The organism is Bacillus sp. C1, assembly GCF_054570475.1.
The window spans coordinates 1-26,506 of the sequence record NZ_JBTMZT010000021.1 but is presented as its reverse complement, the minus strand read 5'-3'; the positions used below and the strand labels follow the sequence as shown (position 1 = coordinate 26,506).

Sequence of the window (26,506 nt, the reverse complement as noted above, 5' to 3'; positions counted from 1 at the left end):
TACAATTACTACAGATACCAATGGAATTTAAAAAAGATGACCCCTGTGCAATACAGAGATCATCTTCTTCAAGCTGCCTAGGCTTTTTTTAATGTCCTTTACAAAGGGTACATTTTATTATGAGAGGGGCCTTTCCATTATTCTAGTATGTTTTTCATTGTATCGATATGTTCTTTTGAACCAGTGACAAGTAGTATATCACCGTGCTGTAATTTCGTATCACCATGGGGGACTAACGCTTTATTTCCACGATAAATTTGAATAATAAGTACGTCACCTAAAAAAGGTAGGCGACGAAGCGGTAAACCGCTGTACTTATTACTACGTAATTCAACTTCGCGTACTGTTTCGTTTGCAGTTGTGATTAAACGAATGAGACTTGGTTTGTCAATCAAGGCACGTAATAAAATTCGTGTCGAGTTGGTGGTGGAGAATACGGCAATATGTTCTTGCGTCGCTTTTTCTTGTAGAAGTGGATCTTCTACACTTGCAATGACATGTTCAACGCCTAATTCCTTCGCATGTTCTGCTAATAATAAGTTTTGGTTGTCATCGCTTGTTGCGACGACAACTCGATCGGCATCGAATGCTTTTTGTTCTTCTAATTGTTCTATCGTAATTGTATCTAGTTTGACGATTGGGAAGTCATGAGATTTTGCTTCCTCGGTAGTTACTTTATTTTGACGCATCATGTATAGTGTTACATCATAATCTTCGCGTTTTAAATCAAGTGATAATGGAAGCGTGATTCGACTTGCACCGATAATAGAAACTCTTGGCTTTGGTGTTTCCATTTTTGGAAACATCTTTTTAAATAATATAGGTGCAAAAATACATGTAATAACTGCACTCAATATAAGTGAAGCAGATAGACTTGGGGTAATAATATTTAACTTTTCACCAATTTGTGCTGCTGCAATAACTAAGGAAAGTGTAGAAGTTAATAAAACAGCACTTCCTAATACGATATTACGTGGGTACCATTTCCTTAGGATGAGTGATGGTAATAATTTTGAAATAAAGAGTCCAACAATTAAGATTGGAATCATTAACATACTAGAAGGCTCCTTAAAAATAGACCATACTTCTAAATTTACACCAACCATTACAAAGAAAATTGGGATGAAGAAACCGTAGCCAATGGAATCGAGTTTTTCGACCATATCTTCATTTGGTGAAAGTAAGGATACAAGTACTCCAGCTAAAAAGGCCCCTAAAATATTTTCTGCACCAACAGATTCGGATAATCCGACTAGTATTAAGATGAGTGCAAAAACAGCACGAGTATCGATTTGTACACTACCAGCTTTTAGGTTTTCTAAGTATGGAATATTTTTAAAGCGTCTTGCCAAAAAGTAAATTACAATACCTGCGCCAAATAGAATGAGAAGAAGCCACATGCTTTGGCCACTTTCAGAGTTTAATCCGACAAATACAGCAAGTAGGATCATCGTAACGAGGTCGGCAATAACAGCAACTAACAAAATAATTTGACCGATTGCTGTTTTTCCTAAGTTATTTTCTTTTAATGTCGGTACAACAACACCTAAAGAAATAGTTGAGATAATTAATGTCATAAACATTGCGTTATCTACAAATCCAAGCCATACAAATATAAGTGATAGGGCATAGGATAAGATGAAAATAAATAAGAAGATAATGCTTGCTACTTGGAACGTATTCGGTTCATTCGTTTTATTCTTTTTCCCTTTTTGTTTAAACATAGAAAAATCGATTTCTAGACCACTTAAGAACATTAAGAAGATAAATCCTAGTGTTGATAAGACTTGAAGCCACATATCTGGCTCAATAACGTTAAATCCACTTTTTCCTACAAAAATTCCTGCAATAATTTCTGCAACAACGACAGGAAGTGCTTTTAGTTTAAAGCGTTGTAACAAAAGGGGAATGAAAAACGCGATTGCGACAACAATCATAAGTGATAGGACGGAGGAATTGTGCTCCACTGCGTTCTCTCCCTTCAAATAATATAGTACTTATTTTAGCCATATCATAAGAGGAAAAGCAATGCATGTGAATTCGATTCCATAAAGAAAGAGTTTTCTTAACATTTTTCATAATAAGTATGGTTTACATGATAATGTTATAAAATTCGTAACGTGGATGAAAGAGGGGGGAATGTGAAATTTTAATCAGTGGGGGTCTACTGTTCGCAAATAGCGAGATAAATAAAAAGACTGCTGAGATAAATCTCAGCAGTCTTTTTCATACATATTACATAGAGAAGAAAATCCATACAGTAAGACCAACTGTTGCGATTGCAACGAAGAAACTGTATATCATTGTAAGAATTTGAATTGTACCTTCGCCTTCTCGTAAGTGCATGAACATAATTAATTGTAATAAACCTTGCGCAAGTGCCATGATGATAATAGTTGTTAATATCGTTGAAAGTGGCAAGTTTGTGTAAAGCGCAACGTATAAAGCAAGAAACGTTAGTGCAAGCGATAAAATGAACCCGAAAACGTGTGACCATGGAAATCCGCTATGTGCGTGTCCATTTGCTTGAGTGTTGTTTTGTCCCATTATTACGCCACCATCCCGTTCAAGTAAACTAGTGTGTAAATGAAGATCCAAACAAGGTCAAGGAAATGCCAGTATAAGCTGATAATGAATACTTTACGAGCTGTAACTGGTGTTAAACCTCTTTTTAAAATTTGGATGATTACACAAGTTGCCCAGATGATACCACCTGTTACGTGGGCACCATGCGTTCCAAGAAGAACAAAGAATCCAGATAAGAATGCGCTTGTTTGAATCGTCGCGCCTTCCCCAACATACATGATGAACTCTTCAATTTCAAAGAATAGGAAGCCTGCACCTAAAAGCAATGTGAAAAGGAACCATCCTAACATAGCTTTTTGGTTATGCTTACGCATTTCATGAATTACGATACCGCATGTAAAACTACTTGTTAAAAGTAGGAGTGTTTGAATTAAAAGTGTTTTAACTTCAAACAATTGTGCTGGCGTTGGACCATCTGCCGTACGACCAGCAAGTACTAGATAAGAGGCGAAAAGTGTTGCGAACAGCATAATTTCAGCCCCTAGGAAAATCCAGAACCCTAGAATGTTCAATCTGCTTTGTTCAGACTGATATTCTAAAGGTAAGCTTTTATCTAAAGCAGCCATTTCGTTTCACCTCTCATGCTACATGTTCTGTTTTTTTAATTTCATCAACGCTTACGTAGTAACCATCGTCATAATCAAATGAACGATAGATCATACAAGCTAACATACCGATACCGCCAACAATTGCTAACCAGAACCAGCTAAATACTAACGCAAAACCAGCAAGACCGATAAAGCTAGACATAATAATTGGCACACCAGAATTACTTGGCATGTGAATTGGTTTTAATTCATCTGCTTTTGGTGTAACTGTTTCTCCGCGTTTCTTCATGAACCAGAAAGCATCAGCTTCTTTAATTTCAGGAAGTTTAGCGAAGTTGTAATGTTGTACAGGAGATTGAGTTGCCCATTCAAGCGTACGGCCATCCCATGGGTCTCCAGTTACATCGCGCTCGCCATGACGTGCGCTCCAAATTACATTGTAGCAAAGGATTAGGAAGCCAATACCCATCATTACCGCACCGACAGATGCGATTTGGTTTAGCCAGCCCCATCCAAGGCTTTCAGAATAAGTGTACATACGACGAGTCATACCATCTAAACCTAAGAAGTACATTGGGAAGAAACAGATATTAAATCCACTCATAAAGATCCAGAATGTCCATTTACCTAGGCGTTCGTTTAACATATGACCAGTCATTTTTGGATACCAGAACGTAAATCCAGCAAGCATTGCGAATACTGTACCTGCGATTAATACGTAGTGGAAGTGGGCGATTAGGAAGTAGCTGTTATGGTATTGATAGTCAGCTGCTGCCATTCCAAGCATAACCCCTGTAACCCCACCGATTACGAAGTTTGGAATAAATGCCAATGACCAAAGCATTGGAACTGTAAAACGAATACGTCCTTTATACAGTGTAAACAACCAGTTAAAGATCTTAACACCGGTTGGAATCGAAATCGCCATTGTCGAAATCGAGAAGAATGAGTTAACCGCTGGCCCAGATCCCATTGTAAAGAAGTGATGCAGCCATACGACGAAACTTAGTAAAGAAATTGCAACCATTGAGTACACCATTGCGCTGTAACCGAATAGACGTTTACGTGAGAATGTACTAATGATTTCAGAGAAAATACCGAATGCCGGTAAGATAACAATATATACTTCAGGGTGACCCCATACCCAGAACAGGTTGGCCCAGAGCATTGGCATACCGCCGCTCGCCATCGTAAAGAAGTGAGCATCAAATAGACGGTCAAATGTCATTAATGCAAGAGCAACTGTTAATACTGGGAAAGCGAAAATAATGATGATTGTTGTAATTAAAATTGACCAAGTAAACATTGGCATTTTCATTAATGTCATACCAGGTGTACGCATTTTTAAAATCGTAACCAGGAAGTTAATACCGGTCATTAATGTACCAAGACCGGAAATCTGCAGTGCAATCGCGTAGAAGTTATTTCCTACGCCAGGAGTGAATTCTGTACCAGCCATTGGGAAGTAAGATGTCCACCCAGCGTCTGGAGAACCTCCGATAACGAAAGCGATGTTGAATAACATTGCTCCGATAAAGAATAACCAAAAACTTAATGCGTTTAAGAATGGATATGCAACGTCACGAGCACCAATTTGTAATGGTACAACGACGTTCATTAATCCCATAACGAATGGCATCGCCATGAAAAGAATCATAACTGTACCATGCGTTGTGAAAATTCCGTTATAGTGTTCAGCGTTTAAATATGTTGTATCCGGGAATGTTAATTGTGCACGGATCATTAAACCATCCATACCACCACGGAATAACATTAAAACTGCCGATATAATATACATTATACCGATTTTTTTGTGGTCAACAGTTGTTAACCATTCATCCCAAAGCCATTTCCATTTTTTATACTTTGTCAGTACGAAAAGGATTGCTAATGTCACAAGAACGATAGAGGCGTCAGCTCCGTAAATAATCGGATCACCTGTGACAAAAAATTCATCAAGCTTCACTGTGTTCACTCCAATCTGTTGGAATATTATCTGTTACTTTTTGTTTTTGTAGTAGTTGTAATCACAGTATTCAAGTGATTTTGGATCTACATACTTTAAGTGGTGACTAGAGAATGTCATACGCCCTACTACACCAGGTTTAATGATTTCGTTATATTTTTCTTCTGTCAGTGGTTTAGCAGTTTCTTTAACTTCTTTTACCCACTTGTCATAATCCTCTTTTTTCTTTGCCTCAAGCTCAAATTCCATGTGAGTGAATCCTTCACCAGAGAAGTTCGAGCTACGACCAAGGTAAGAACCTGGCTTATCAGCTTGTAGGAATAAATCCATGATCATGCCGTCCATTGTGTATTTCATACCACCAAGTTCTGGAACCCAGAAGGCGTTCATTGGACCGACAGATGTTAATTTAAATTGAATTGGTGTACCAGCTGGTACGTTTAAATAGTTAACGGTTTCAATATTCTCCTCTGGATAACTGAATAACCATTTCCAGTTTGCAGATGTAACATAAATCTCAACTGGTTTAATATCTTTAGATTGTTCTGGCACTTCTTCAGATGCATAAGTAGCTTTTACCGTTGGAATTGATAATGCAATAACGATAATAACTGGGAAAAGTGTCCAAATAATTTCTAATAATGTGTTACCATGTTGATCAGGTGGCTCATAGCCCATGTTTTCTGGTTTTTCACGATAACGAATTAAGATGACTGTAAACAAGATGAATACAATTGCAATAATTAACATCATAAGTACGAATGACCAAACGATCAAATCATACTGTGCTTTTGCAACAGGTCCCTGTGGATTTAATACTGCAAGTTTTTTCTCACAGCCACCGAGGAACAAGAGTAGTGATAACGGAAGAAGTGAAGCTAACTTCCAAAACGATTTCTTTAGTTGCACGATTGAAAATCTCCTTTCTCCTTGGATTGAAACTATGCCAATAAAACAATATAAACCTATTAATTTATAGAAGGCAATAGTTTTTGTCATATTGTTAAAAAATAGACACAAATGCACACTTTTTACGGTGATTAACATTTGTAACTTGATAACATTGTAAACTATTTTTTGGGTGAAAACATGATTGTAAAAATTTTAAGATAAATAAAGTTATACCAACATACCCAAGAAATAGAAAAAAACTATCTTATCATAAGATAAAATAGTTGAATATTTCATATATTTAGTTTACTCCTTTTGCCATACTCCGTTGCTGTTCAAATGTGACAATTTTTTTATATTTAATTTGATACAAAATATAACAAACAATCATAAATGGAATCCCGCAGTAAAGAGCGATTCGTTGATCTGGAATGAAAGCTAAGCTAACGAATGTAATAAAGTTTAAAGAGAAAGCTAAGATTGGCACAATTGGATAAAGCGGTGTGCGGTATTTTAAATCGTTTATATTTCCGCCATTTTTTATAAATTCTCTTCGAAAGAAAAATTGTGAAGCTGCAATTGACATCCAGACAACAACAGCTGCCATTGCGGCAATAGATGTTAGAACTAAAAAGACTGTATCTGCTGCAAATATACTTGTTAAAAGAGAAAGACTGGCAAAAATAAGACTGAAAGTTAAGGCGTTTAGTGGTACACCTTTTTTCGTTAGTTTTGAAAACATAGGACTAGCCATACCTTGCTTTGACATGGCCCAAAGCATACGCGAATTTGCATATAGTCCTGAATTTGCTACTGATAGTACAGCGGTGATGATAACAAAGTTCATAATATCAGCAGCGTACGGAATTCCAACAGTATCAAAGACAAGTACGAATGGACTTTCTACAAGGTTGGCTTCTTGCCATGGAAGTAAGCCAACGACCACTGCAATTGCTAGTACGAAAAAGAATAAAGTACGCCAAATTGTATTTTTAATTGCTTTTGGAATTGTTTTTTCTGGATTCTCACTTTCCCCGGAAGCAATCCCAATCAGTTCTGTTCCTTGGAAAGAGAAATTTACTGTAATCATTGTAAAAAGAACAGCTAGGACGCCATTTGGAAATAATCCACCATTCCCTGTGAAGTTATGAAGCATAGGTGCTGGCTTTCCGCTGAAATCTAAAAATCCAAACATAACGGCGCCACCAAGTATAATGAAAACAACAATTGTTGAGACTTTAACGCTGGCGAACCAAAACTCTGCTTCTGCATAGGCTTTCGCAGATAAAGCGTTTACAATAAAGAGTATCGCTGCAAATGTAACACACCAAATCCATGAAGAAACATCTGGAAACCAGCGTTTCATTAAAATGCTAACGGTTGTTAACTCGACTCCAACTGTAACAGCCCAGTTTAGCCAATACATCCAGCCAACGACAAATCCAAAACCAGGTGAAATAAACCGGCTTGCATAACTTTGAAATGAGCCTGCTTCTGGCATGGCAACGGATAACTCGCCAAGACACATCATCGTTAAATACATGACGAAACCGCCGACTAAAAACGCAAGAATAGCGCCACCAGGACCGGCGTTATGGACGATTTGTCCTGATCCCATGAATAATCCGGTACCAATGACACCACCAAGTGCAATCATAAAAAGGTGTCTGCTTTTCATAGTACGTTTTAATCCTGTTTGTTCTGTAGTTGTTTGATTCATATTCCCTTCACCCCCATATTTTCCTTGTTTAATATGTTGCTATAAATAGAATGTGTTCAGGTTCATTAATCGTCAGTGGGGGATAAAAAATATACTGAGTGTAGTTTTTGTAGACAAAACCGAGTTATGTGCAGTGGTGTAATAAAAAACAACAGCTATGATTAAATTCCCTTGAATTGTTTTCATGTAAGTGAGAGATACTTTTTCTTTCACCACATTAACATTTTTAATTCTAACAAAATATTCTGAAAATGTATATTTGTTTTTCTTTTTATTACAAAAAATCAAAATTTTCATTTAGTATATCTTTCTAGAAAATTGAGCGGAAGAACGGTACAATAAAAAGAGGTGTATTTCATAAAGATAAGAAAATAATGATGTAATGGAGTTTTGAATATGTTAAAAAAATTCAAGTATATATGTATTTTCTCACTTATACTACTTGTTATATTGTTTGTAGGGAAAAATAAAATTTTTCAAAAGATGCAAGAATTACGTGTTGATTTCTTTTTTGATCAAAAGGAAACCGCAATGGTTGAAGGTGTTCCGCTTATTAGACAACTTCCTGAGTTGCAAAGAGGTTGTGAGGTTACTAGTTTGGCAATGTTATTGCAATATAAAGGTGTGCAAGTAGATAAAATGAAGCTTGCAAGTGAAATAAATCAGGTCCCGTTTAAAGAGAGTAATCTTCGTGGTAATCCGCATGAAGGATTTGTAGGGAATATTTATACAAAGGCTGAGCCAGGATATGGTGTATATCATGAGCCGATTTTTAAACTAGCAGAAAAATATGTCCCTGAAAAAGTAATTGATTTAACAGGTAAAGAGATAGAAGATATATACAAAATCATTAGTTCAGGTTCACCAGTATGGGTAATTGCGAATACGACATTTCAACCATTAAATGAAGATAGTTTTGAGACATGGAATACGAGTGATGGGGATGTAAATATTACATATTATGAGCATAGTGCAGTTGTTGTTGGCTATGATCAAAATTTTGTATATATTAATGACCCGCTGGCAAGTACTCCAAATAAAAAGGTTTCACGTACACAATTTGAAAAAGCATGGGAACAAATGGGGAAACAAGCAATTGCTATTCTATAAAAATAAAGATATCTGAATTGAACTGCCCTTTCCTTTGTTAGATACATTCTAACAAGGGAAGGGCAGTTTTTTATGGCTAAATGTTCTTCAAAAGAAAAATACAAGTGGTGAGCAGATAGGAATATTTAGGGAGTGATGCGAGACATCCTACTTTACGCAGCAATTAAATAGCATATTTTATTAAGAAGTTTTTGTTTTTATAAGTTAAATATTCTGAAAATTGTTTATTTTATAGTTCGTTCGAGCTATACTAATATTTAACTTGGTGAAGAAAGGAAGAGGATAAATGGACGAGATAAAAGAGCTTGTTCTTTCAAAAAAGCAATTAATAGAATGGAGAAGGCATTTCCACAAGTACCCCGAACTGTCATTTCAAGAAGAAAAAACATCACAATTTGTATTTGACACACTTCAAAAAATACCTCATCTAGAAATTTCAAGACCAACTAAATATAGTGTTATGGCTAAGTTAAGAGGTGAAAAGCCTGGTAAAACAGTTGCAATTCGAGCGGATATGGATGCTCTCCCCATTCAAGAAGAGAATCAATTTGAATTTATCTCTACTCATCCAGGTGTGATGCATGCTTGTGGACATGATGGTCACATTGCGATGTTGCTTGGCGCGGTGCAGGCACTTGTAGAGCAAAGAGAAAACATGAAGGGGGAAGTTCGTTTTTTATTTCAACATGCTGAAGAAAATTTTCCTGGTGGTGCACAGGAAATGGTTGCGGCCGGGGTAATGAAAAATGTTGATTGTATCATCGGGGCGCATTTATGGGCATCGTTAGAAGTTGGAAAGATCGGTGTGATTTATGGAGCTGCTATGGCTGCACCTGATGTGTTTAAAATCTCAATAAAAGGGAAAGGGGGACATGCAGGTATTCCGCATGAAACGGTTGATAGTATTGCAATTGGTACGCAAGTCGTTACGCAACTTCAACAAATCGTGTCGCGCCTTACAAATCCGTTAGATGCTCTCGTTTTATCTGTGACACAATTTCATGCAGGTACAACCCACAATGTCATTCCAGAAGAAGCGCGAATTGAAGGGACTGTTAGAAGTTTAAAACATGATTTGCGTGAAAGAGTAGCACAAAAGATTGAGAAGATTGTTAAGCATACGACAGAAGCTTATGATGCCAATTATACGTTTTCATATGAGTATGGATATCGACCGGTTATCAATGATAAGGATGTTACAAAGGTTGTTGAAAATGCAGCATTACAACTTTATGGAAGAGATCAAGTAGTTCATTTACCACCAACGATGGCAGGGGAAGATTTTTCAGCCTTTTTACAAGAAGTACCAGGAACTTTTTTCTTTATTGGGGCTGGGAATCGTGAAAAGGGGATTATATATCCGCATCATCACCCGCGTTTTACAATTGATGAAGATGCCTTGCCGATAGGGGTTGAAGTGTTTGTTACATCTGTTTTGAAATTTATGAATGAAGGAGAATGAGATGAAGAAAATACATATGCTAGCGCTTATTCCAATTCTTTGTTTAGTTGTTGGACCAGTATTTACAAATTCAGTTACTCCTTATGTATTAGGTATGCCGTTTTTATTATTTTGGATTTTATTATCTGTGTTTATCGCTTCTTTTTGTATGGGACTTGTGTATTGGTTAGACCCTGCCAATAAGGAGGAGATATAATGACAGCGCTTATTATTATTGTTGGATTTTTATGTTTTGCACTATTTTTAGGGATTCGCGCACAGCGTGGAAAAGATATGAATTTAGAACAATGGTCGGTGGGCGGGAGGGGGTTTGGAACGATTTTTGTATTCCTCCTTATGGCGGGAGAAATTTATACAACTTTCACATTTTTAGGAGGAAGCGGTTGGGCATATAGCAAAGGTGCTCCGACTTTTTATATTTTAGGATATGGGGCATTAGCTTATATTTTGTCTTATTTTTTATTACCACCAATTTGGAAATATGCGAAAGAGCATGGATTAGTATCACAATCGGACTTTTTTACTAAGAAATATAATAGTAAGACGCTGGGGATTCTTGTCTCCGTTATTGGCGTTGTTTCCATTATTCCATATTTAGTATTACAGCTAAAGGGGTTAGGGATTATTGTTTCTGAGGCTTCTTATGGAAAAGTATCACCTGTTTTGGCAGTATGGATTGGTGCAATTACGATTACGATCTACGTAATGATTTCTGGTATCCATGGATCGGCTTGGACGGCGGCGTTAAAGGATATTATGATTTTATTTATTGTAATGTTCCTCGGGATATATTTACCTTATCACTATTATGGAGGATTCCAGCCGATGTTTGAAGCGGTGGAAGCGGCAAAGCCAGGTTTTTTAGCCTTACCTGAGCAAGGAATGAGTATTTCTTGGTTTGTTTCTACTATTATATTAACAGCACTCGGGTTTTATATGTGGCCGCATACGTTTGCATCTGCTTTTTCTGCTAAAAGTGAAAAAGTTTTTCGGAAAAACGCAGCGATTATGCCGTTATATTCTTTAGTGTTACTGTTTGTGTTTTTTGCGGGATTTGCTGCTATTTTACAAGTGCCGGGATTGAAAGGTGCGGATGCAGATCTTTCTTTATTCCGCCTTGCAATTCAAACTTTTGATCCATGGTTTATTGGGATTATTGGTAGCGCAGGGCTATTAACTGCATTAGTACCAGGATCTATGCTTGTAATGGCTGCGTCTACATTACTTGCAAAAAATGTTTATCAAGTACTTGCACCATCTACGTCAAATCAACAAGTGACAAGAGCGGCAAAATTATTTGTTCCAATCGTAACACTTGTAGCTGTGTTTTTTACATTTAAAGGTGGGGAGACAATTGGTGCACTTCTTTTAATGGGATACAGTATTGTAACACAGCTTTTTCCGGCACTTGTATGCAGTTTATTTCATCGTCAAATTGTAACAAAGCAGGGAGCAATTGCTGGAATGGGGATTGGACTTTTCATTGTTGCGTATATTACTTTATCTGGTTCTACTATAGCAAGTATGTTTCCGTCTTTTCCGCAATATCTGAAAGATTTAAATGTAGGTGTTGTTGCATTGTTGGTAAACAGTATTGTAATGCTAGTAGTCAGTAGTTTGACGAAAGATAGGTTTGTAAAATCAGGTCATGTAATAGTGAATAAGTAAATTCATATGTAAGAGTTATCTGAAAGGATAGCTCTTCAGTTTGTTTGGAAACAGAAGCTAGGGGGCTCCTGTTTTTTGTCGTTTCTTGGTTAGTCGATATCTCTTGTCGAATCGCTGATATATTGTGAGAAACGGTTGATATATTTGAAAAATCGCTGATAAAATTTCATTCATCATTTTATATGAACAAACCTCGTCAGTTCACCATGTCTCACTTTATAATTTTGTAGCATTTCCGTTTCTCAACAGCCTGAAGCAGCTATCTGAAAGGATAGCTTTTTTGCATATATTTGTTTTTATTGGTGAAATCTAACTATAACTTGTTAAACAGAAGGTTAGGTGGGGAGTTTGTTACAGTTAGAAGGTAACATATCTAAAGTTACAAAGGAGATTCGAGAAAGATTAGATTCACCTAATGATTTAACGGTTAGAGAATTTCCGCTTGCTGGTGGTTCTACTCGTTGTGCAGTTATTTTCTTATGTGGGCTGACAGATAAAGATACGATTTATAAGTTTATTATTCGGCCGCTTCAATATGACGAACTACCAAAACAATCTGGAGTGATTCAAACTTTACTCGATCGATTTTTGTCTATTGCAGAAGTGAATATAGCAAAGGAATTTCCAAATGTTGTTAACTCTATTTTAGCAGGTGACACGGTTGTATTAATTGACGAGATTCCTTCGGCGATAGTGCTTAATAGTCGCACCTGGGAAAAAAGAAGTTTGGAATCACCAATTACAGAGGCTGTAATTCGTGGACCAAGACTTGGTTTTAATGAAGATATTAATATGAATAAAATGTTAATTCGTCGTAATTTACGTGATCCAAATCTTAGATTTAAATCTTATATTATGGGGAAGCGCTCACAAAAAGAAGTAACGTTAGTATATATAGAAGACGTTATTAATCCTTTTATCGTTGAGGAATTAAATGAAAGATTAGAGGCGATTGAAACCGATATTATTTTGGAGACTGGGACAATTGAACAGTTGGTTCAAGATAATAATTTATCACCTTTCCCCCAATTATTGAACACGGAAAGGCCAGATAATGCAGTAGCTTCACTTGCGAAAGGAAAAGCTGTCATTTTAGTAGATGGATCTCCATTTGCACTCATTGCTCCGATGGTTTTTTATGACATATTCCAATCAGTAGAAGACCATTATGAGCGATGGGGGATTGGAACGTTATTAAGAATTTTACGTATGATTGCAGGTATTATTGCAATTTTGTTACCAGCAATGTATGTGGCTCTAGTTTCTTTTCATCAAGGGTTAATTCCTTCTAAATTAGCATACTCTATTGCAGGAGCTCGAGAAGGTGTACCTTTTCCGGCTTATATTGAGACGCTTATGATGGCGCTGACAATGGAATTGATAAGAGAAGCTGGCATTCGGCTTCCAAAACCGATGGGACAAACAATCGGGATTGTCGGTGGTTTAGTAATTGGTGAGGCTGCGGTAAGTGCTGGGATTGTGAATCCTTTTCTCGTTATTATTATTGCGGTAACAGCTATTGCGACCTTTTCGCTTCCGGTATATAGCATTACAATTACGTTTCGGATGCTACTGTTTGCGTTTATATTAGCGGCAACGGCCTTTGGTTTATATGGTATTATTTTAGGCTTAATTGCATTGGCAATCCATATTACCAATTTAACAAGTATTGGGGTGCCGTATATGGCTCCTATCGCACCAGCTTTTTATAAAGATTGGAAAGAAGAAGTTATTCGTTTGCCAAAAGCAATGCTCAAGGAAAGACCAGATTATTTACAAACAAAGGATGATACATTGCGTCAAAAGGAGTGAAAGTAACTTGAAACCTTTTGAATATGGAGATGAAGAAATAGGGTCACGTGAACTGGCATTTGCAGTATGTTCAACCATTATTGGGACAGGAGCACTTTCTATGCCGAGGGTTATCGCTACGAAAACATTGTTTTCAGATGGATGGATTGTTTTGTTAATGGGTGGACTTATATGTGCATTCTTTGCGTGGTTTGTGACAAAGGTGGCCATTTTGTTTCCAAAACAAAATTTTGTTCAATATACAAGTGCTCATTTGACGAAACCAATCGCCTATGTATTTAGTGTAGTGTTAATTGTAACATTTAGTGCACTTACAGCATATGAAGTGAGAACGATTTCAACTATTTCTCAAACGTATTTATTTAGTGATACACCTATACAATTTCTTTCGTTTTTTTATTTGTTAGTAGTAGTGTATGGTGTGTGTGGGTCAAGAGCGGCATTGTTACGGCTGAATGTATTGTTTTTCCCGATTGTTCTTATTGCCATTTTGTTATTATCTTTATTAAACATAAATTTAATGGAGTGGAATAGTTTATTTCCTGTATTCCAAACGAAAGTAAGTCAATATACAGAAGGGATCAAAGATTCTGTTTTTACATTTATTGGATTTGAAGTGGCGCTTTTTTATGCGGTGATGTTGAACGGAAATATAAAAAAAGCTCCTTTTGCAGTTGCGAAAGGAGTCATGGTAATTGTTATGTCCTATATTTTGATTTATGTGACGTGTATTAGTGTGTTTACATATATGACTACGAGAAGTTTAACATATCCGGCTATTGAATTAGGAAAAGAGATTGAAGTTGGAGGAGGTTTTTTAGAAAGGTTTGACGCGATTTTCTTTACGATTTGGATTATTACCGTTTTCAATACGACAGCTATGTATTATGATATTGCGAGTTTATTGTTTTGTGCGATGTTTCCGAAGGTTAAGAAACAGATTTTTATTTTTATAAGCGCTCCTATTATTTTCATGGTTAACCTCATTCCAGGCGATGTAAGTAAGTTAGCGGATTATGGTACATATTTAGCCTGGATAGATATGGGATGTATCGTCTTAGTTCCATTACTCGTTTTGATTGTGTATAAAATAAAAAGAAGGAATGGTAGAAATGAGGCACCTTCTTAAATGGCTGTTGCTTATGAGCCTGTTATGTTACCTGAGTGCTTGTTCAGAGCAAGAAGAAATTGAAGAAAGAGGATTTGTAGTAGGTGTCGCCTACGATCTTGTTAAGGAAAAACGATCTAATCCTATTATGCAAGGAACGTATCAAATCGTATTACCTAGTAAATTAACGCCGCAAAATGGACAACAAGGTGGAAGCGATAAGAGTTATATTAATGTAAGTGCAAAATCAGATAGCGCTTTTGAACAATTTCGCATTATTGCTAAAAAAATTAGTCGTACAATGTTTTTTCCTCATATACAAGTGTTAGTTTTGTCGGAAGATTTATTAAAAAAACCTAATGTTTTACAAAATATATTAGACGTCTATTTTCGAGATCATGAAATGAGAAGAAACATTCGGCTTTTTATTTCGAAGGATAAAGCGGGAGATATATTAAATCAAAGTGCAAAACCGGAAAACTTACCAGCAAAATATATCGATATGTTAACTGAGCATACCGGTAAAAATGCACAGATGGTTGAAGCGACTAGAATTGGGGAAGTTCAAGAGAAAATGATCGCAAAGAGAAGCTTTGTGTTACCTGTTTTAACATTGACGAAACAAGGGGTACAAATGAGTGGCGCTGCTTTATTTCGCGGTAAAGATAATCAGTTTGTTGGTCGTTTAAGTGGAGAGAATACATTAGGTTTAAATTATATAATAGGAAAAAAAGTCGCAGGATTATTCACGGTTCGAAAAGAGAATCAGCTTGTAACATATGAAATTCATAAGGTGAACCGAAAAGTGAAGATGTCTGCCGGAGATGCGAAAGCTCCGAAGTTTAGGATTGATCTATTTATAGAAGGAACATTAGCTGAGTTACATTTCAGTGAAAAAAATCAAGTTATGGGAGAGAAAAAGTTAAAGCAGTTCATTGCGAAAGAGATGGAAAAACATATTCAAAAAACGGTAAAAATGATTCAAAAAGAGTATAAGGTAGATGTTTTAGAATTAGGAGAAATATATAAGAGGCGCGATTATAAAGCGTGGAGTAAAGTAAACAAAAACTGGGATCAAGGTGAAAATTACTTTAGTAAGTGTGAAGTTGTTGTACACGTTCATCCGGCGATTGACCATTCAGGTTCATCATTGCCTAAAAAAGTTCAGTAGAGGTGTTGGGTGTGTTTACTACATTAGGAATTGGCTGCACGTTATTAATGGCAATCGTTCCATATGCAATATACTTTATCCATAAGAAGTTTATGGAGTACGGGGCGCAACCTTGGCAAAAGAATAAACCCAAAAGGAAACCTGAATAAAGTTCAGATTTCCTTTTGGGATCAACAAAGCATGAATGAAGGGGGATCCTTCATTCATGCTTTGTTTCACTTTATACAAGCCCTAACCAATGTACCAATTGCGTAGTGAGGAATGTAACAACAATGGCGATAACGGTAGGAATTGCAAACGATAGGAATGTCCATTTCGTACTTTTTGTTTCTTTATATATGTTAACCAGTGTTGTTCCGCATGGGAAATGAAGCAGAGAGAACAACATTGTGTTTAACGCGGTTAACCAAGTCCAGCCGTGCTCTAAGAATAAGTTTTTGATCTGGTTTAAATCATCTAGTTCTGTTAAGGCACCAGTTGATAAATAAGACATTAATAAAATCGGAATGACAATTTCATTTGCTGGTAAACCAAGGATGAATGCAGCTAGAATAAATCCGTCAAGACCGAGTAATTTAGCGAATGGATCTAAGAAATTCACAAAATACATAAGTAAGCTTGTGTCACCAATATAAATGTTTGCTAATACCCAAGTTAGTATAGCGGCAGGTGCTGCTACGATAACTGCACGTTTTAAAACATATAATGATTTATCAAGTGTGGAACGTACAATTGTGTTCCAAATTTTTGGCTTACGGTACGGTGGTAACTCTAACGTATAGTGAGTTGGGACGCCTTTTAAAGCGGTTTTTGATAATACCCAAGATACGGTTAATGTTACAATAACTCCAATTACAACCATGCCGACTACAACACCCGCTGTAACAAGTGTCTGCATGCTGCCCGTATATCCAGCCGCCATAAATAATGATGCCATTAATATGAGTGTAGGCCAACGTCCATTACATGGAACAAAATTGTTTGTTAAAATCGCTAACATACGCTCGCGTGGTGATTCGATAATACGTGTTGACATAATGGCTGCAGCGTTACAACCAAATCCCATTGCCATTGTTAATGATTGTTTTCCGTGAGCGCCAGAACGTTTAAATAAACGATCCATATTAAAAGCGACACGTGGTAAGTATCCATAGTTCTCTAATAAAGCAAACATAGGGAAGAAAATAGCCATAGGTGGTAACATAACACTAATTACTGCTCCAGTACCACGGAATAATCCGAGGATTAAAATGCCGTGCAACCATTCTGGTGCGTTCATTGCTTGAAACCAAGCGGTTAAATAACCTTCTGCCCATCCGAAAAACTCAGCAATCATATCAGACGGCACATTCGCTCCAGCAATTGTAAGGTAGAAAATAATAGATAAAATTCCGAGCATAATTGGAAAGCCGAATATAGGAGAAGTGAAAATCTTATCTAGCTTCTCTGAACGGTACAACTTATCTGTATTCGTGTACTGGACAGCTTCTTTACATATACTTGCGGACGTTCGATAAATATCACCTACAATATCATCTCGTATATCATCTTTCGTAAGTGATTGTGCATGTTGAACAATATAGTCTAATGGAAGCGATTTATTGGCTGAATGAGATTCCATTTATTATGACCTCCCTTACAAGCGGCTCCTTATGATGTTTTTGGAGTGCTGATAGAAAATTTTTATCTCCATCTAATATACGGAGTGCTACCCAACGTGCGGGATAGGTATCTCCGAACACTTTATAGATTTCTGGTTCTAATTCCTGAATCATACTTTCGATTTGTTTATTATACGTAATTTGAATTGGGGTAGGGATTAATTTTTTATTTGCTACTTTCGCTATTACATTTAGTAAATGACCGATTCCAATTTTATTCCGAGCTGAAATTTTAACTACAGGAACTCCGAGTGATTTTGTTAATGTTTTCTCGTCGATAATAATTCCTTTTTTTTCAGCCTCATCTATTAAGTTAATGCAAACTACAACGTCTTTTGTCATTTCCATAACTTGCAATGCTAAGTTTAAATTTCTTTCCATTGCAGTTGCATCTATAACAACGACAGTCACGTCGGGCTTTTCAAAAATAATATAATCGCGTGCCACTTCTTCATCTGCTGAATTGGAATAAAGGGAGTATGTTCCTGGTAAATCAATTAGGGTATATATTCCGCCGTTATGTTCATATTCGCCTTCTGCTTTTAATACAGTTTTCCCAGTCCAGTTTCCAGTATGTTGCTTTAGCCCTGTTAATGTATTAAATAACGTACTCTTTCCAGTATTTGGGTTTCCTGCTAGCGCAATGCGATGGTTTTTCATATTAAATCATCTCCTATTAATCTCCCGAAAATAAGGGAACTTTCTTCACTACGCAGTGCAATGGTTGTATTGCTTACTTGATATGCAATTGGATCCCCAAGGGGGCTTTTTTGTAATACTTTAATAGTAGCTCCGGGAATGAAGCCTAAATCCAATAACCGACGTTTCATAGTTCCTTCTAATTGTATCTTCTCGATTTGTACAAACTGCCCTGTTTGGAAAAGTGAAAGGGGTTTGATATTAGCCGCCACCATAAAAGTTACCTCTTCTCTATACTTTTAGTATTGGTTTAAAAAGTTTGCCGAGGGAAACTTTTTGTTACTAATATACTAGACTACATGAAATGTTGTTGTCAATTAGTACTTTAAAAATATTCAATTATTTTTAGAATTGTTCCAATTTATTTTGTTGTACAGAAAAATATTACTGAAATGTTATGGAGGAATTAAAAAATGAAATGATTTGTAAATATATTTTCAATATTAGTAGTGAAAAACAGAATTTTATTTACGGTAAATTTACATTGTTTAAAGTAAATTTACAATACGGGTTAATTTGAGTGAATTCTTTTCATTTTTTTATAAAAAGAGGTGATATATATAGGTTTTATGGCATGTTACCTCTCTTTACTTAAAATTAAAAAATGCTTAACACTAACATAATATTATTGTCCTACAATGAATTTATGTTCGAAAGAAGTAGAGGAATGTGAAAAAGCGATAATCCAAATGGGGGTACAAGACATGGTTATGAAAAAAGGTATTACATTTTCTTTGGCGGCATTAGTAGTTGCTGGTGCTTTAGTTGGGTGCGGAAAATCAGAAAGCACAAGTGGTAAAGACACTGCTAAAGGTGGTAATGATGCAAAACAAGAATTGTCAGGTACAATTGCAGCGGCTGGTTCTACAGCTCTTCAGCCTCTTGCTGAAGAAGCTGGTAAGAAATTCATGGAAAAAAATGCGAACGTTTCTATCCAAGTTCAAGGTGGCGGTAGTGGAACGGGGATTAACCAAGTAGCTTCTGGTGCGGTTCAAATTGGTAATTCAGATGTTCCAGCTGCAGATAAAATTAAAGATGCAGCAAAAGCGAAAGAATTAGTAGATAACAAAGTGGCAGGTATTGCATTTGCACTTGTTGTAAATAAAGATGTGAAGGTTGATAACTTAACGGTAAAGCAAGTACAAGATATCTTCTCTGGAAAAGTTACAAACTGGAAAGAATTAGGTGGGAAAGATGAGAAAATTAACGTAGTAAACCGTCCGGCATCTTCTGGTACACGTGCTACGTTTGAAAAGACGATCATGAAAGACATAAAGATTAATGATGGAACAGGTACAACGCAAGATTCTAACGGCGCAGTAGAACAGGCGATTAACTCTACTCCAGGTTCAATTAGTTATTTAGCAATGTCTTATATGGTTGGAGATAAAAAAGGCGCTTTACAAACTGTAAAAATTGATGGTGCAGAACCAAAAGTTGAAAATATTTCTTCTGGAAAATATCCATTCTGGTCTTATGAGTACATGGTTACTAAAGGAGAAGCGAAAGAGGCTACAAAAGCTTACATTGATTATGTAAAAGGTAAAGACTTTGAAAAACAAGTAGAGGATATGGGGTATATCCCAATGTCTAAACTAAATAAATAAAAGATTCAACGGGCTGGCTGCGAGGTCAGTCTTGTTCATTTCAATCTATGAAGTGGGGTTATGACCTGTGATGAAGGGGAAAAAACAAATTAACTATGTAAAAAGTGAATATATCGGGAGAACGCTTGTTACATTTTGCGGTATATTTATTGTTCTTGTTACATTAGCAATTATTGCATTTATTTGCGGGAAAGGAATTCAATCTTTTACGCAAAGTGGTATTTCATTTTCTGAGGTGTTGACATCAACAAAGTGGAATCCGAATGCTGATAAGGGATCGTTTGGTGCTGTTATCTTTATTGTAGGTTCAACGCTTGTTTCGTTAGGAGCAGTCGTTATTAGTGCGCCAATCGCGCTTGCCCTTGCAATATTTATGAATTTAATTTCACCAAAGTTTGGGAATAAAGTATTAAAGCCTGTTTTAGAATTATTAGTTGGAATTCCTTCAGTGGTATATGGTTTATTAGGGGTTACGATTTTAGTTCCGTTACTACGCGATTCATTTGGTGGTGTTGGCTTTAGTTTAATTGCAGGTGTTATTGTGCTTAGTATTATGATTTTACCTACTATTGCTAGTATTGCCTCTGATGCAATACGTTCAGTTCCGTTTGATTATTTGGAAGCCTCTTATGGTTTAGGTTCGACGAAATGGCAAGCGATTAGCCGTGTTATTGTTCCGGCGGCAAAAAAAGGTATTTTAACAGGGATCGTATTAGGATTAGCGCGTGCTTTCGGCGAAGCGTTAGCGGTTCAGATGGTAATTGGGAATACTATTAAATTACCTGAAGGGATATATAGCCCAACAGCAACATTGACGGGTATTTTAACAATGGATATGACGAATACGCTAAATGGAACCGCATGGAATAACGCTTTATGGACATTGGCAATGATATTACTTGTTATTTCATTCCTATTTATTTTAGTAATTCGAGCAATTGGCCAAAGAGGTGAACGATAACGATGAATGCGAGAAAAGTAAATAATATTTGGACGGGTATTTTATATGCAGTTGCAGCGTTTGTGGTCGCTTTACTTGTTTTTTTAGTATACGAAATTTTACAAAAGGGCTGGGGATTTTGGGATCCGAGTTTCTTATTTGGAGAACCGAGTAATACAAAAGCTGGAGGAGGAATTGGCCCACAATTATTCAATTCTTTCTATATGCTTGTTATTACACTAGTCATTTCCATTCCACTTGGATTAGGAGCGGGGATTTATCTGGCGGAATATGCGAAGCAAGGTCGTTTTTTAGGTTTTGTGCGCTTATGTATTGAAACGATGGCATCGTTGCCTTCTATCGTTGTTGGTTTATTTGGTTTGTTAATATTTGTTACAATGACGGGCTGGGGTTATACGGTAATGGGCGGTGCCCTTGCTTTAACGATTTTGAATTTACCAGGACTGACACGCGTTTGTGAAAGTGCAATTACAGAAGTTCCATCTAATGTAAAAGAAGCGAGCCTTGGACTTGGTGCAACAAAATGGCAAACGATTGTACGAATTATTATCCCGACAGCATTGCCGCAAATTATTACAGGGATTATTTTAGCTGCGGGACGTATATTTGGTGAGGCAGCGGCTTTAATTTATACAGCGGGATTAACATCACCGATTTTAAATTCTACAGCCGATTTTTCAAGTCCTGCACATCCGTTAAATCCATTTCGGCCAGCTGAAACGTTAGCGGTCCATATTTGGAAATTAAACTCTGAAGGAATTATTCCAGATGCGAAGCTAATTGCAACAAAATCAGCAGCAGTATTAATTATTATGGTACTACTCTTTAATGTTATTGCTCGCTTTGTTGCATCTGTACTTCATAAGCGTTTTACGGGAGCGAAGAAATCTCGTAAAGTAACGAAAGCAAAAGCAGCTTAAATGCTTGTATCCTAAATGGATAAGAAGCTCTCTGTTTATAAAAAACAGGGGGCTTTTTTGTATAAAGTGAATCCGATAAATTCGGCTATAGCAGGAGTATGAAGGTGAAATAGTGTATGTATACCTCTGTATGCAAATACTGGAATGGAGATAGGGAGGAAGTTTTTCATGTTTTTTCTACAAATGTCAGGCCTTCCGGGTTCGGGAAAATCAACACTTTCTAGACAGATAGCGAAAAATACAGGAGCGGTTGTTATTGATCATGATATTGTAAAAACAGCTTTACTAGAGTCGTTGGAAATTCGTCAGATTGAAACTGAGGCCGCTGGTGGGATTTCGTATGAAATTGAATGGGTGTTAATAGATTTTCATTTGTCCCGCATTAACGGGCAGTAAGACTCCCACCTCAAAATTCAGCGACAGCAAAGAAGCTAGGTGGGAGATCAACTGCCCGTAAAAGCCCGATTCGTTCAACTAATAATCAGTGGGGGATGAAGAAAAACCCCGCTGATTAAAGTTTCACTTTATCCCAAGGGCATAGTGTAATACTAGATAGTCCGTGTCTTTATACAGAAATGGTGGAGAAGGGAAAGATGTTGTCTAAGAAACATCGTGTGAAATACAAATATGTCGAATGTTATCTTAATAATATAGAAGAAATTAATAATAGGCTAAAGACACGAGAACGAATGATGAGTCAAATTGAAAAAGTGGAATCGGAAGAGGCGTTTAAAAAATGGTTAGATGGTAGTAAAAAGCCATCGAATTTTACGTATCTTATTGTGGATTCTAGAAAACCATTAGAAGATTATATAGATAAAGTGATGGTATACATGAATGAGTAAGTGAAATGATGTAATAGTATAATCTTAACAAAAAAACGTTATCTTCAATTTTGAAGATAACGTTTTTTTGTTAAGATTTTGGTATATCTATAGAAGAATCTACTTTTCTACGTGAACTTCGTTTTTTACCGAACCGGTCTAACAATTCATACATAACAGGGACAACAACTAGTGTAAGTATAGTTGACACTGCTAAACCACCAATTACAACAACTGCTAAGCTTTTAGAAACCATACTTCCTGCTTGTGATTGACCGAATAACAATGGTAACATCGCTACGATTGTTGTAATAGCTGTCATAATAATAGGACGTAATCGAGTGGATCCTGCTTCTAGTAAAGCTTCGCGTGTTGTCATACCATGTTCGCGATTTTGTTGAACGCGTTCAAGTAATACAATCGCATTCGTAACAACAATCCCAATTAGCATTAACGCGCCAATTAGGGAATTCAAATCAACAGGCGTCCCTGAAATAATTAATCCTAAAATACCACCGATAGCTGCTAATGGTAAAGAGAATAAAATCGCAAATGGAGCGCGTGCTTGCCCAAAAGTAATAACCATAATTAAGTAGACAATCCCAATTGCGATACCCATAATTTTGAATAAATCGGTGAAGTTTTCTTGCATTGATTCACCTGCACCGGCAACTTTAACCTTCGCGCCACTTGGTAGGTCTAATTCTGAGATCGCTGTATTCACTTCAGTATTTACTTTACTTAAATCTTCATCTGTTGATTCAGCAGTTATTTGAATCGTTTCTTTTCCGTCTTTATGGAAGATTTCTGTTTGTAACTGTTTTTCTGAAATCGTTGCAATGTCTCGTAAAGGAATTTGTCCCTTTACTGGAGAGAGAATATTTGTATTCAGAATATCTTCTTGTTTATTTATATTTTCTTTCTTATTTTCTAGCATTATGGTTGTTTTTTCATCGTTAAGTGTAATTTGTCCAACAGGTGATTTCTTCATAAGAAATGAAACTTGTTGTCCAGCTGTTTCTGATGTTAATCCAACTTGTTCTGCTTTTGTTTGATCAATATGAATTTGCCATTCTTTCTTTGACTCTTCCATATTTGTTTTTACTTTAGAAAGACTGTCGATACTTTTTAGTTTTGTTTCAACGACATCGGCAGCTTTTTTTAAATTTTCTCCATTAGTTGCTGTCACGTTAAATTGTAAGCTGTTGCCCCCGCCAAAACTAGAAAAGCTTGTTTTCGTGTAATCAAATTCGGCTGGTTTAAAGTCTGCCTGCTCTTTTTTCAATGTTTTGATATATTGATCGATATCTGATCCTTTTTTAAAGGTGACAAAAATAGATGCAAGGTTATTTTTAGTTGTAAATCCAAACTGTGCATCTTCGGCACTAGAACCCATTCGTAACATAACATCTGTTATATCGCTGTTAGCAAGTAATTTTTTTTCAAAATCAAAGGCTTTTTGCTTTCTAGACTCAAGGTCGTAATTTGTTGGGAATGTCATGTTAATTGAAAGCATCGTGTCGTCTTCTGATTTAATATTTGCTTTTGGTAGCAATATGTAAGCGGCGATTGACCCAGCAAATAATAAGAAAGAAGAGAATAAAATAATAAACTTATGCGAAAGTGCCCATTTTAAAGTAGCGATATACTTTTTTGAAGGCTGTGGACTGCGTTGTTTCGTCTTTTTAAGTAATAAAAATGCCATAAGTGGAACGACTGTTAGTGCGACAACTAATGATGAAAGGATAGAGTATACAACAGCTAGTACCATAGGTAACATAAGTTCACCGATTGTACCTGATACAAGACCAATAGGTAAAAAGACAGCGACTGTTGTTAATGTTGAAGAGGTAATGGCAACTGCTACTTCTTTTGTTGCATCTAGAATGACGTCTTTTGAAAAGGTGTCTTTTTGTAAACGACGGAAAATATTTTCAATGACAACAATACTATCGTCAACGAGACGTCCAACTGCAACTGCTAAGCCCCCAAGAGTTAAAATGTTTAATGTAATATTTGATTGATCTAGTAAAAATAGTGTTAGTAAAATGGATAACGGAATGCTAACAACAGCAATAAGTGTTGTTCGAATACTTCGTAAAAAGAATAAAATGATAAATGTTGCAGCGATTGCTCCTAAGATTACTTCTTTCCCCATACTTATAACAGCGTTTTCGACTTGTTCGTGAGTAGAAGAAAGCAGCTTAATTGTGTAAGTATCTTTATATTCCTTACTTATATTTTTAATTTTTTTATCGATTTCTTTCCCGATTTCAACAGCGTTTTTGCTAGGTTCTTTCATAATAACTAATCCAGTTCCTTCTTCGCCGTTTGCATGTGTAACAGTGTCATAATGTTGCTTTGCTTCCACTTGCGCTACATCTTGTAATTTCACTTGATTTCCAAGGGCTATGTTTTTCACTTCATCTACATTTTTTACATTTCCAATGATGCGAAGATTGTGATCTTCGTTGTTTATAGTGACCTGCCCAGCTGGAGTGGATGTTTCTTTTCCTTGTAAAGCAGTCAATACTTGCTGAGGTGTCACGTTTTTCTGTTTCATTTGTTCTGGGTCTAACAAGATAGATAGCTCAGATGTTGATTTTCCATAATATATGACGTTAGCAACGCCGTCGATATTTTCGAGCTGCGGAATAATTTCTTCTTCAATCAGTTTTTCATCAGCTTTTGTAAAATTGCTTTGTTTTTGAACGGTAATCTGTGCAAGTGGGATCATAGAAGTGTTAAGTTGGCTGACGGCAGGTTTTGTAATTTCTTTTGGGAAATTCATGTTGCCAGTAATTTTTTCAACTTCGCGTTCGGCGTCCTTCATGTTAGCTTCAGACGTATACGCGATATCGATACGAGACAAACCTTCATGAGTAGAGGAGGTAATCGTATCAACGTGTTTTAAATTCCGAAATTGTTTTTCGAGTGGCTCGGTTACTTCTTTTGTCATCGTTTCAGCATCTAACCCTTGAGACATTGTAGTGACAGTTACTGCTGGATTATCGACACTAGGTAGAAACTCCATTGGTAATTTAGAGCCGGAATAAACACCGAGCACTGAAATCAGAAAGACCATGATGATAATGGCGGCTCGGTTTTTTAATGAAAACTTGGTTAACCTATCCATAAATCCATTCCCCCGTTTAAGCTATTTTTCATTTCCTTTTTACTATATAACAAAATCTGGATGTTTTTCATTAATTAAATGTAAAAATATTCTAAACTTATTATTAAGTTAAAAAATAAGGTTTGAGTTGTAGCTTGTAATGAAGAAGCGAATGGTGATAAATGAAAAAACTCCAAACATATACTTTGTACAGGCGATCGTTTCTTATCGATTAATTGATGGCGTGTGCTTTGTTTGTATAAAAGTAGCAATTGTATATATGAGGTTTATATAACTATAGAAGGAATCCGAATAAAACTGTATTTTATATAGAGAATAAGTAGTCTAATATATATGAAATGAAGGGGATACGTGTTAGACGATAAATTTTTTATGTTTTTTTGAAAAAATGCTTGTTATTTAAATATGAGGATGGTATATTAATAAACGTCGCTGATGCGGAAAACGCAGAAAGCGAAAAAGAATTTTTTTGAAAAAACTTAGTTGACATCAAAAAATGAAGATGCTAACATAAGGAAGTCGCAAAAAGGCGACGGACAAGTTCTTTGAAAACTGAACGAAACAAACAACGTGAAACGTCAATTTTTATTTTAGATGCTAGACAAACTAACTTTATTGGAGAGTTTGATCCTGGCTCAGGATGAACGCTGGCGGCG

The 26,506-nt window shown here is 36.3% G+C and carries 22 protein-coding genes and 2 pseudogenes; 14 read left to right on the top strand and 10 right to left on the bottom strand.

Features of this window, described 5'->3' with window-relative positions; genetic code table 11:
* Window positions 1-81, top strand: an 81-nt coding sequence (locus tag ACX5JI_RS25830) for an IS3 family transposase (RefSeq protein WP_459503650.1), incomplete at its 5' end; no start/stop codon positions are given.
* Between the two features lie 56 nt (window positions 82-137).
* Here the strand turns inward: ACX5JI_RS25830 and ACX5JI_RS25825 are convergent.
* From ACX5JI_RS25825 to ACX5JI_RS25800, 6 genes are all read right to left on the bottom strand, one after another.
* Window positions 138-1,967, bottom strand: a complete 1,830-nt coding sequence (locus tag ACX5JI_RS25825) for a monovalent cation:proton antiporter family protein (RefSeq protein WP_459503836.1) — start codon at window positions 1,965-1,967, stop codon at window positions 138-140.
* A gap of 268 nt (window positions 1,968-2,235) precedes the next feature.
* The gene (gene qoxD, locus ACX5JI_RS25820; RefSeq protein ID WP_459503835.1) at window positions 2,236-2,547 is read right to left on the bottom strand and encodes a cytochrome aa3 quinol oxidase subunit IV; all 312 of its coding nucleotides are present in this window, start codon (window positions 2,545-2,547) and stop codon (window positions 2,236-2,238) included.
* 2 nt (window positions 2,548-2,549) lie between these two features.
* Window positions 2,550-3,152 carry a cytochrome aa3 quinol oxidase subunit III gene (gene qoxC, locus ACX5JI_RS25815; RefSeq protein ID WP_459503833.1) on the bottom strand — a complete coding sequence of 201 codons (603 nt, stop codon included), beginning with the start codon at window positions 3,150-3,152 and terminating at the stop codon, window positions 2,550-2,552.
* A gap of 13 nt (window positions 3,153-3,165) precedes the next feature.
* Window positions 3,166-5,100, bottom strand: coding sequence for a cytochrome aa3 quinol oxidase subunit I (gene qoxB, locus ACX5JI_RS25810; protein ID WP_459503831.1), 1,935 nt, complete (start codon window positions 5,098-5,100; stop codon window positions 3,166-3,168).
* Window positions 5,101-5,133: 33 nt separating this feature from the next.
* Window positions 5,134-6,009: a cytochrome aa3 quinol oxidase subunit II gene (gene qoxA / locus ACX5JI_RS25805; RefSeq protein WP_459503830.1), complete on the bottom strand. Its 876-nt coding sequence runs from the start codon at window positions 6,007-6,009 to the stop codon at window positions 5,134-5,136.
* A gap of 283 nt (window positions 6,010-6,292) precedes the next feature.
* Complete coding sequence (locus ACX5JI_RS25800; protein ID WP_459503828.1) at window positions 6,293-7,711, bottom strand: amino acid permease; 1,419 nt, start codon at window positions 7,709-7,711, stop codon at window positions 6,293-6,295.
* A 396-nt stretch (window positions 7,712-8,107) separates the two neighbouring features.
* Between ACX5JI_RS25800 and ACX5JI_RS25795 the strand changes: the two genes are divergently transcribed.
* From ACX5JI_RS25795 to ACX5JI_RS25760, 8 genes are all read left to right on the top strand, one after another.
* The gene (locus ACX5JI_RS25795; RefSeq protein WP_459503827.1) at window positions 8,108-8,821 is read left to right on the top strand and encodes a C39 family peptidase; all 714 of its coding nucleotides are present in this window, start codon (window positions 8,108-8,110) and stop codon (window positions 8,819-8,821) included.
* A 286-nt stretch (window positions 8,822-9,107) separates the two neighbouring features.
* On the top strand, window positions 9,108-10,283 hold the full coding sequence (locus tag ACX5JI_RS25790) for a M20 family metallopeptidase (RefSeq protein ID WP_459503825.1): 1,176 nt from the start codon (window positions 9,108-9,110) through the stop codon (window positions 10,281-10,283).
* A 1-nt stretch (window position 10,284) separates the two neighbouring features.
* Window positions 10,285-10,479 carry a DUF3311 domain-containing protein gene (locus ACX5JI_RS25785; protein ID WP_459503824.1) on the top strand — a complete coding sequence of 65 codons (195 nt, stop codon included), beginning with the start codon at window positions 10,285-10,287 and terminating at the stop codon, window positions 10,477-10,479.
* Window positions 10,479-11,951, top strand: a complete 1,473-nt coding sequence (locus ACX5JI_RS25780; RefSeq protein WP_459503823.1) for a sodium:solute symporter family protein — start codon at window positions 10,479-10,481, stop codon at window positions 11,949-11,951. The genes ACX5JI_RS25785 and ACX5JI_RS25780 overlap by 1 nt, the downstream gene beginning before the upstream one ends.
* A 348-nt stretch (window positions 11,952-12,299) precedes the next feature.
* Window positions 12,300-13,763: a spore germination protein gene (locus ACX5JI_RS25775; protein ID WP_459503821.1), complete on the top strand. Its 1,464-nt coding sequence runs from the start codon at window positions 12,300-12,302 to the stop codon at window positions 13,761-13,763.
* Window positions 13,764-13,770: 7 nt separating this feature from the next.
* The gene (locus ACX5JI_RS25770; RefSeq protein ID WP_459503820.1) at window positions 13,771-14,892 is read left to right on the top strand and encodes an endospore germination permease; all 1,122 of its coding nucleotides are present in this window, start codon (window positions 13,771-13,773) and stop codon (window positions 14,890-14,892) included.
* Window positions 14,876-16,042: a Ger(x)C family spore germination protein gene (locus tag ACX5JI_RS25765; RefSeq protein ID WP_459503818.1), complete on the top strand. Its 1,167-nt coding sequence runs from the start codon at window positions 14,876-14,878 to the stop codon at window positions 16,040-16,042. The genes ACX5JI_RS25770 and ACX5JI_RS25765 overlap by 17 nt, the downstream gene beginning before the upstream one ends.
* An 11-nt stretch (window positions 16,043-16,053) precedes the next feature.
* Window positions 16,054-16,191 (top strand): hypothetical protein, encoded by a 138-nt coding sequence (locus ACX5JI_RS25760; protein ID WP_459503817.1) that lies wholly within the window; start codon window positions 16,054-16,056, stop codon window positions 16,189-16,191.
* Window positions 16,192-16,262: 71 nt separating this feature from the next.
* Here ACX5JI_RS25760 and ACX5JI_RS25755 read toward each other — a convergent pair whose 3' ends face one another.
* Genes ACX5JI_RS25755 through ACX5JI_RS25745 form a run of 3 tightly spaced genes read right to left on the bottom strand, consistent with a single transcriptional unit; the run spans window position 16,263 to window position 18,617 of the window.
* Window positions 16,263-17,663, bottom strand: a complete 1,401-nt coding sequence (locus tag ACX5JI_RS25755; RefSeq protein ID WP_459503816.1) for a nucleoside recognition domain-containing protein — start codon at window positions 17,661-17,663, stop codon at window positions 16,263-16,265.
* Window positions 17,641-18,363: a FeoB small GTPase domain-containing protein gene (locus ACX5JI_RS25750; protein ID WP_459503815.1), complete on the bottom strand. Its 723-nt coding sequence runs from the start codon at window positions 18,361-18,363 to the stop codon at window positions 17,641-17,643. Before ACX5JI_RS25750 ends, ACX5JI_RS25755 begins: the two co-directional genes overlap by 23 nt.
* The gene (locus ACX5JI_RS25745) at window positions 18,360-18,617 is read right to left on the bottom strand and encodes a FeoA family protein (RefSeq protein WP_459503814.1); all 258 of its coding nucleotides are present in this window, start codon (window positions 18,615-18,617) and stop codon (window positions 18,360-18,362) included. The genes ACX5JI_RS25750 and ACX5JI_RS25745 overlap by 4 nt, the downstream gene beginning before the upstream one ends.
* Before the next feature lie 489 nt (window positions 18,618-19,106).
* On the opposite strand from ACX5JI_RS25745, the gene ACX5JI_RS25740 reads away from it, so the two are divergent.
* The 5 genes and pseudogenes from ACX5JI_RS25740 to ACX5JI_RS25720 all read left to right on the top strand — a co-directional run.
* Entirely contained in the window at window positions 19,107-20,009 is a 903-nt protein-coding gene (locus tag ACX5JI_RS25740; protein ID WP_459503813.1) for a phosphate ABC transporter substrate-binding protein PstS family protein, read from the top strand.
* A gap of 70 nt (window positions 20,010-20,079) precedes the next feature.
* Entirely contained in the window at window positions 20,080-20,970 is an 891-nt protein-coding gene (gene pstC, locus ACX5JI_RS25735) for a phosphate ABC transporter permease subunit PstC (RefSeq protein WP_459503812.1), read from the top strand.
* A 2-nt stretch (window positions 20,971-20,972) separates the two neighbouring features.
* Window positions 20,973-21,890, top strand: coding sequence for a phosphate ABC transporter permease PstA (pstA, locus tag ACX5JI_RS25730; RefSeq protein WP_459503811.1), 918 nt, complete (start codon window positions 20,973-20,975; stop codon window positions 21,888-21,890).
* A 168-nt stretch (window positions 21,891-22,058) separates the two neighbouring features.
* Window positions 22,059-22,283, top strand: a pseudogene (locus ACX5JI_RS25725) (P-loop nucleotide/nucleoside kinase family protein); the annotation flags it as partial.
* Between the two features lie 131 nt (window positions 22,284-22,414).
* Window positions 22,415-22,735 (top strand): annotated as a pseudogene (locus ACX5JI_RS25720) (AAA family ATPase); the annotation flags it as partial.
* Window positions 22,736-22,805: 70 nt separating this feature from the next.
* Here ACX5JI_RS25720 and ACX5JI_RS25715 read toward each other — a convergent pair.
* Window positions 22,806-25,850 carry an efflux RND transporter permease subunit gene (locus ACX5JI_RS25715; protein WP_459503809.1) on the bottom strand — a complete coding sequence of 1,015 codons (3,045 nt, stop codon included), beginning with the start codon at window positions 25,848-25,850 and terminating at the stop codon, window positions 22,806-22,808.
* Window positions 25,851-26,506 lie beyond the last annotated feature (656 nt).

Excerpts from the sequence above, each read along its gene's own strand:
- qoxD (WP_459503835.1), bottom strand. The coding sequence starts at position 2,547 with ATGGGACAAAACAACACTCAAGCAAATGGACACGCACATAGCGGATTT.
- qoxC (WP_459503833.1), bottom strand. The coding sequence starts at position 3,152 with ATGGCTGCTTTAGATAAAAGCTTACCTTTAGAATATCAGTCTGAACAA.
- ACX5JI_RS25800 (WP_459503828.1), bottom strand. The coding sequence starts at position 7,711 with ATGAATCAAACAACTACAGAACAAACAGGATTAAAACGTACTATGAAA.
- ACX5JI_RS25795 (WP_459503827.1), top strand. The coding sequence starts at position 8,108 with ATGTTAAAAAAATTCAAGTATATATGTATTTTCTCACTTATACTACTT.
- ACX5JI_RS25790 (WP_459503825.1), top strand. The coding sequence starts at position 9,108 with ATGGACGAGATAAAAGAGCTTGTTCTTTCAAAAAAGCAATTAATAGAA.
- ACX5JI_RS25785 (WP_459503824.1), top strand. The coding sequence starts at position 10,285 with ATGAAGAAAATACATATGCTAGCGCTTATTCCAATTCTTTGTTTAGTT.
- ACX5JI_RS25780 (WP_459503823.1), top strand. The coding sequence starts at position 10,479 with ATGACAGCGCTTATTATTATTGTTGGATTTTTATGTTTTGCACTATTT.
- ACX5JI_RS25765 (WP_459503818.1), top strand. The coding sequence starts at position 14,876 with ATGAGGCACCTTCTTAAATGGCTGTTGCTTATGAGCCTGTTATGTTAC.
- ACX5JI_RS25755 (WP_459503816.1), bottom strand. The coding sequence starts at position 17,663 with ATGGAATCTCATTCAGCCAATAAATCGCTTCCATTAGACTATATTGTT.
- ACX5JI_RS25750 (WP_459503815.1), bottom strand. The coding sequence starts at position 18,363 with ATGAAAAACCATCGCATTGCGCTAGCAGGAAACCCAAATACTGGAAAG.
- ACX5JI_RS25745 (WP_459503814.1), bottom strand. The coding sequence starts at position 18,617 with ATGGTGGCGGCTAATATCAAACCCCTTTCACTTTTCCAAACAGGGCAG.
- ACX5JI_RS25740 (WP_459503813.1), top strand. The coding sequence starts at position 19,107 with ATGGTTATGAAAAAAGGTATTACATTTTCTTTGGCGGCATTAGTAGTT.
- pstC (WP_459503812.1), top strand. The coding sequence starts at position 20,080 with ATGAAGGGGAAAAAACAAATTAACTATGTAAAAAGTGAATATATCGGG.
- pstA (WP_459503811.1), top strand. The coding sequence starts at position 20,973 with ATGAATGCGAGAAAAGTAAATAATATTTGGACGGGTATTTTATATGCA.
- ACX5JI_RS25715 (WP_459503809.1), bottom strand. The coding sequence starts at position 25,850 with ATGGATAGGTTAACCAAGTTTTCATTAAAAAACCGAGCCGCCATTATC.